The organism is Iodobacter sp. BJB302, from assembly GCF_002735645.1.
GTDB lineage: Bacteria > Pseudomonadota > Gammaproteobacteria > Burkholderiales > Chitinibacteraceae > Iodobacter.
In genome coordinates this window covers 1-5,540 of sequence record NZ_PDZG01000128.1, presented here as the reverse complement: position 1 = coordinate 5,540, position 5,540 = coordinate 1, and the positions used below count along the sequence as shown (strand labels likewise).

Here is a 5,540-nt window from a genome sequence, read left to right as displayed (position 1 = left end):
CAAGCATTTTGCTTAAAATGGCATCTTTACGAGCCTTGGGAATACGCGACATGATAAGTAACCAGCCCCCTGAGTAAGTTAGAATCCCTGAAAAGGGAGTATCTCAACTATCCTGACACAGGGGGATAACAACCCCGTTGAAAATGCCATCCGCCCGATTGCCATTGGCAAGAAAAACTGGCTATTTACCGGCAGCGAGCAAAGCGGGCACCGCGCCGCCGCGATCCAAACCTTACTGGGCACCGCCAAACTAAACGGGATTGAGCCGCTGATGTGGCTGACAGAAACATTAGAAAAACTCCCGACTTGGCCCAATAGCCGAATTGACGAGCTGCTGCCATTTGTTAAAGATCAGAACCCACAAGATAACGAAGGCTAAAGCAGCTGGCTAGGTGGGAGGGCTGAGCGCTTACCGTCAAATCACTAAACATTCAGTTAACCGGCCCTTGAGCATCAAGCTGCGCAAAGCCGGTCAGCTTCAACATTAAAGTGCAAATGTACCCATACACATACACCGCCTCACTTCGTGCAAACCACCCGAGTCAAGATCTTTCCTTCCTATCAGCCCTATTTTCTCTGGAGCGCCGGCACGGCTGGATTGCAGGTGAGGAACGGATGACGCCCAAAGGAGCACGCCTTGGAGACATTCGGACAGAAAGCTATTGGTCTGCGTGTATTGCGCCTGGAAAAGTGTCTTCCGAAGTACAGCAATTAGAAGACCTTCTTGAGCACTCCGCTGCAGCGGTACTTGAGTTGGCTGATAAGCTGACAGACTTTTACGCAACTGGCGGCAAGCTGAATTACTTTATTAGTCTGTACGGTATACGCAACTATGGACTAGTCTTTTCGTCCCGGTTGATGCAAAAACTTGCCGAAGCCAGGATTGAATTGCAACTGGACATATACCCAAATGAAAGTGGACTCTGAATCTTGTTAAGGCACTATGAGTAATAATCCAACGACTCAAGACTACACAGGAACCGTGGTTACAGCGGGTTCCGCCGTTCGTATAATGCGTATTCCACCATCAATATTCAATGCAATGAATGCTCAGGAAAAAGAACAAATTGAATCAATGCTAGGTGAGATTTTTTTAGTATACGAAGTTGATCAATATGGTTGCGCATGGATTGAAAAGTGGTGGCACAAAGATGAAACTCACGCTTCGTCTCATTCACTCGCGCTTGAGCCATCAGATATGGAAGTTGTCAGTGATGAGTACGCCTGCCCTATCCATGAAGAGATGTGTTACAAGGCCCCACTTCAAACGCCATCCCCTCCTGGTTTTGATCATGTTTAAATTTATACCCCTGGTAACACTGCTGTTCTTGTCAGTATCCACGGCCTTTGCCGCGTCGCCACGCATGAGTTCGCTGAAGGTCAGCCAGCCTGAAGCGGCAGTAATGCGGGCGTGTACGCAGGACGAGCTCTGTGTTGAAATCATGCCCGGCTGCGAAGGTGAAGCGTGCGCCAGTAGCGAGGCCGGTGGCAAGGTATTAAGCCTTACTGGCGGCCAGCGCAATCCGTTGTACTCGCGCTACCGCTTAGCAGAGCTGGTATCCCCAAATGCAGATGCTTCACTGCAGCTGTGGCCAAAGCTGATCCGTTTCGGGGATGGCATTCTGGCAGGCGCAGAGACAGAACTGCGCGGCATGTATTCTGGCGGCGGGGCGAGCTCAACCACCCTGCACCTCATCGCCTTTTTGCCAGACCAGGCGCCGTTTGAGGTGCTGCAGAGCGCCAGCGTGTTGATCAGGGCATGCTTTAGCGAGCACAACATGAAGCAGCGTGCCGGTGTCTGCCACGATTTATATAACTTTAACGCCAGCCTGGCCCTGACGGGAGCATACGCTGCAGGCCTGCCGGTGCTGCGCTATCGCAGTAAAGCGACCTCTTTTCCGGGGCCAGTTTCGCGATCCAAAGATTCGCTGTCTGGGCAGCCTCTTCGCAAGCGCGACATCCATACCTTCACAGACCCCCAGTGCAGCTACCAGAGGCTGTACCGCTTCGACCCGGCCGCCCGCGCTTATATTGCAAATAAGCCAGAGCCCGACTGCTCGGATTACACCGTACCCTGACTTTGATCTTGTTTCGGGCCACGCTACTTCACGCCGTTTCACTTTAGCGCGCCCGATCACTTCGGTGAGAGTACTTCTGCACGGATGCCTCCGCCGCAAAATCGCAGCAATCCTCACAAGGATAAATGGGGCGCTCCGGATGGGGATTGGGTTTTCGCCTGATGAGAAGATTGCATTTAATTTAATCGCCCGCCATAAAGAGCCAGCAGGTTGAAGGTACGCCTTTAAATAGCATTGAATAAGGCATCCATGCCCGCTGCGCGGCTCTATTTTTATGCCCAAACACCTGCCAAAGCGGTGTTTATTGGGCATGAATGATATGCTTATGCCCATTGGCAGAAAATACCTCGCTGCCCACACCCTATTTACCCTCTTATAAAAGGAAAACAAATGGCTCAATATGTTTTCAGCATGAATCGCGTTGGGAAAATTGTCCCGCCTAAGCGCCAAATTTTAAAAGATATCTCACTGAGTTTTTTCCCAGGCGCAAAAATTGGCGTTTTAGGTTTAAATGGCTCGGGTAAATCGACCGTGCTTAAAATTATGGCCGGTATTGATAAAGATATTATTGGCGAAGCCACGCCAATGCCGGGCCTGAATATCGGCTATCTGCCACAAGAGCCACAGCTTGATCCGCTTAAAACAGTGCGTGAAGAAGTGGAATCCGGCCTTGGCGAAGTCTTTGAAGCACAAGCCAAGCTGGAAGCCGTGTATGTAGCCTATGCCGATCCGGATGCTGATTTTGATGCGCTGGCCGAAGAGCAAGCCCGCCTGGAAGCCATTATTTCTGCCGGATCCGGCGACAATGCCGAGCTGCAGTTAGAAATCGCCGCAGATGCGCTGCGCCTGCCAGCATGGGATGCCATTATTGGCAATCTGTCTGGTGGCGAAAAGCGCCGTGTAGCGCTTTGCAAGCTGTTGCTATCCAAGCCGGATATGTTGCTGCTGGACGAGCCAACCAATCACCTGGATGCAGAATCCGTAGAATGGCTCGAGCAATTCCTCTGCCGCTTCCCGGGCACTGTTGTGGCCGTAACGCACGATCGCTACTTCCTTGATAACGCCGCCGAATGGATTTTAGAGCTTGATCGCGGCCACGGCATTCCTTGGAAAGGCAATTACTCCAGCTGGCTGGATCAAAAGCAAGACCGCTTAAAAGTGGAAGAATCACAAGAATCAGCCCGCCAAAAAACCATTAAGAAAGAATTGGAATGGGTTCGCCAAAATCCTAAAGCGCGCCAGGCCAAATCCAAATCACGGATTGCCCGCTTTGAAGAGCTCAATAGCCAGGATTATCAAAAGCGTAATGAAACACAGGAAATCTTTATTCCTGTGGCCGAGCGACTGGGTAATGAAGTGGTGGAATTCGAAAACGTCAGCAAAGCCTTTGGCGATCGCTTATTGATTGATGACCTCAGCTTTAAAGTACCACCTGGCGCAATTGTGGGGATTATCGGGCCAAACGGCGCGGGTAAATCCACCCTCTTTAAAATGCTGGCAGGCCTTGAGCAACCCGACAGCGGCACGGTTAAAATCGGTACGACCACCAAAATGGCCTATGTGGATCAAAACCGCGAAGCCTTGGGCGATGGCAATAAATCCGTCTTTGAAGTAATTTCCGGCGGCCACGATATTCTGACTGTGGGCCGCTACGAAACATCCAGCCGCGCCTATATCGGCCGGTTTAACTTTAAAGGTGCGGATCAGCAAAAAATTGTCAGCCAATTATCCGGCGGCGAGCGCGGCCGCCTGCATCTGGCCAAAACACTGATTGCCGGTGGCAATGTCTTGCTGCTGGATGAGCCATCCAACGATCTGGATATCGAAACCCTGCGCGCGCTGGAAGACGCGCTGTTGGAATTCGCCGGTTGCGTGATGGTGATCTCGCACGATCGCTGGTTCCTGGATCGGATTGCTACACACATCCTGGCATGTGAAGGCGATTCCAAATGGCAATTCTTTGACGGCAACTATCAGGAATACGAAGCCGACAAGAAAAAACGTCTGGGTGAAGAAGGCGCAAAACCAAAACGTATTCGCTACAAGCCAATCAGCCGCTAAACAAACCAAAACGGGAAGCCATGGCTTCCCGTTTTTTATTGCACCGATTCAGCGTCAACAGCATTCCAAACGCCTACCGGCTTATCTGCTGCGGCCAAAAACTTCTGCAATGCCTCCGCCATCTGCACTACATGCCTGCTTATCTTCATTCATAAATAATGAACCTGCTTCAGTAAACCGTAAGCCAATCATTTGGCACCCTCCGACGAGGCTGGCGGCTTCGTACCTGAATTCCGGGCTAATACTGCGACGACTGATGAACACCTCTGCGTGAAGGTAGTAACGTTACCACCTATGTTGGTGACCACTACAGTAAAAGTTTTTATATGCATGATGAGCACTTTTTATGCCAAATGAGCATTCATTTGGTATCTTTTCTGGCGCAGTAATCTAAGCTTTTCTCAGGCGCCTTCATTACAACTCATGGGCTCCTAATTAAGACTAATGCAAGACTTAGCCAAACCAGACCAAGTTTGTCGTCAGTACATCGTGCGTTTGAGAGGTATCTGGCAAAAACATACCGCCATCCCTCCCTCACACATCCACATGAATCGCTTGAGGTGAATATGCAATATATTGAAAAAACACCCAAAAAATATGTTTTCCAAGGCTTTATTGGTACGCCACAAATTGTTGCCCTTGCAGCGTGCGCTTTAACGTCGATGGGCGCTGCTGCTGCAGATTGCGTTAGCGGCACCATGTACACCACCCCAGGCAGTTATACCTGCTCCGTACCTACTGGAACCCGCGCTATTAATATTTTAACTATGGGTGCCGGTGGAGGCGGTGGAGCTAGTACTACGAGCTCGGGCAGTTTAGGGGGCAATGGAGGCTCGGGCGGTACGGTGGGCGGTACTGTCGCGGTCAATCCGGGCGATGTGCTGACCTTTGTTGTGGGTGGTCAGGGCGGCGGTGGTGGCGGCGGCACGGCAACAGCTAATGGTGGCGGTGGAGGGGGCTCAAGCAACCTGATCAACTCCACGACCGGCTCCACCATAGTGGTAGCCGGTGGCGGCGGCGGCGGTGGCGGTGGTGGTGGCGATGGCGGGAATACCGGTGGCAAAGGAGGCAATGGTAATAGCGGCGGTGGTGCTGGCTGCGCTGGCGGTGCCAACGGCGGTGGTGGCGGCGCAAATGGCAATGGCGGCGGCGCTGCCCAATATGCCGGGAATGGCAGTGCAGGCTACGGCGGCCCTGGTGGTGTCAGCGGGTTAACTGCGACGAAGGGCGTGGCCGGGTCGGGCGTCGGCACTGGTGCGGGTGGCTTCGGTGGTCAATATTCTTCATGGACCGGTGGCGGTGGTGGCGGTGGTGGCGACACGGTGGTGGCGACCACCTCGGGTACACCCGTCTTGATTCCTGCCGTGACGGCCGTCTCGGCGGCGAATGTTGCCGTGGGCG

At 52.4% G+C, this 5,540-nt stretch carries 4 protein-coding genes and 2 pseudogenes; all 6 read left to right on the top strand.

All coding sequences use genetic code 11. The annotated features are described in order from the left end of the window. Positions 1-124: 124 nt before the first annotated feature. A pseudogene (locus CSQ88_RS21815) lies at positions 125-379 on the top strand (transposase domain-containing protein); the annotation flags it as partial. A 236-nt stretch (positions 380-615) separates the two neighbouring features. Next, entirely contained in the window at positions 616-927 is a 312-nt protein-coding gene (locus tag CSQ88_RS21810; protein ID WP_099400167.1) for a hypothetical protein, read from the top strand. A gap of 16 nt (positions 928-943) precedes the next feature. Continuing rightward, positions 944-1,300, top strand: coding sequence for a hypothetical protein (locus CSQ88_RS21805; RefSeq protein ID WP_143449560.1), 357 nt, complete (start codon positions 944-946; stop codon positions 1,298-1,300). Then, the gene (locus CSQ88_RS21800) at positions 1,293-2,078 is read left to right on the top strand and encodes a hypothetical protein (protein ID WP_099400165.1); all 786 of its coding nucleotides are present in this window, start codon (positions 1,293-1,295) and stop codon (positions 2,076-2,078) included. The genes CSQ88_RS21805 and CSQ88_RS21800 overlap by 8 nt, the downstream gene beginning before the upstream one ends. A 390-nt stretch (positions 2,079-2,468) precedes the next feature. After that, positions 2,469-4,139 (top strand): energy-dependent translational throttle protein EttA, encoded by a 1,671-nt coding sequence (gene ettA / locus CSQ88_RS21795; RefSeq protein ID WP_099400164.1) that lies wholly within the window; start codon positions 2,469-2,471, stop codon positions 4,137-4,139. 566 nt (positions 4,140-4,705) lie between these two features. After that, a pseudogene (locus CSQ88_RS23255) lies at positions 4,706-5,540 on the top strand (hypothetical protein); the annotation flags it as partial.

What these genes read in the sequence shown, in the direction of transcription:
- CSQ88_RS21810 (WP_099400167.1), top strand. Translation starts at nt 616, where the DNA reads ATGACGCCCAAAGGAGCACGCCTTGGAGACATTCGGACAGAAAGCTAT.
- CSQ88_RS21805 (WP_143449560.1), top strand. Translation starts at nt 944, where the DNA reads ATGAGTAATAATCCAACGACTCAAGACTACACAGGAACCGTGGTTACA.
- CSQ88_RS21800 (WP_099400165.1), top strand. Translation starts at nt 1,293, where the DNA reads ATGTTTAAATTTATACCCCTGGTAACACTGCTGTTCTTGTCAGTATCC.
- ettA (WP_099400164.1), top strand. Translation starts at nt 2,469, where the DNA reads ATGGCTCAATATGTTTTCAGCATGAATCGCGTTGGGAAAATTGTCCCG.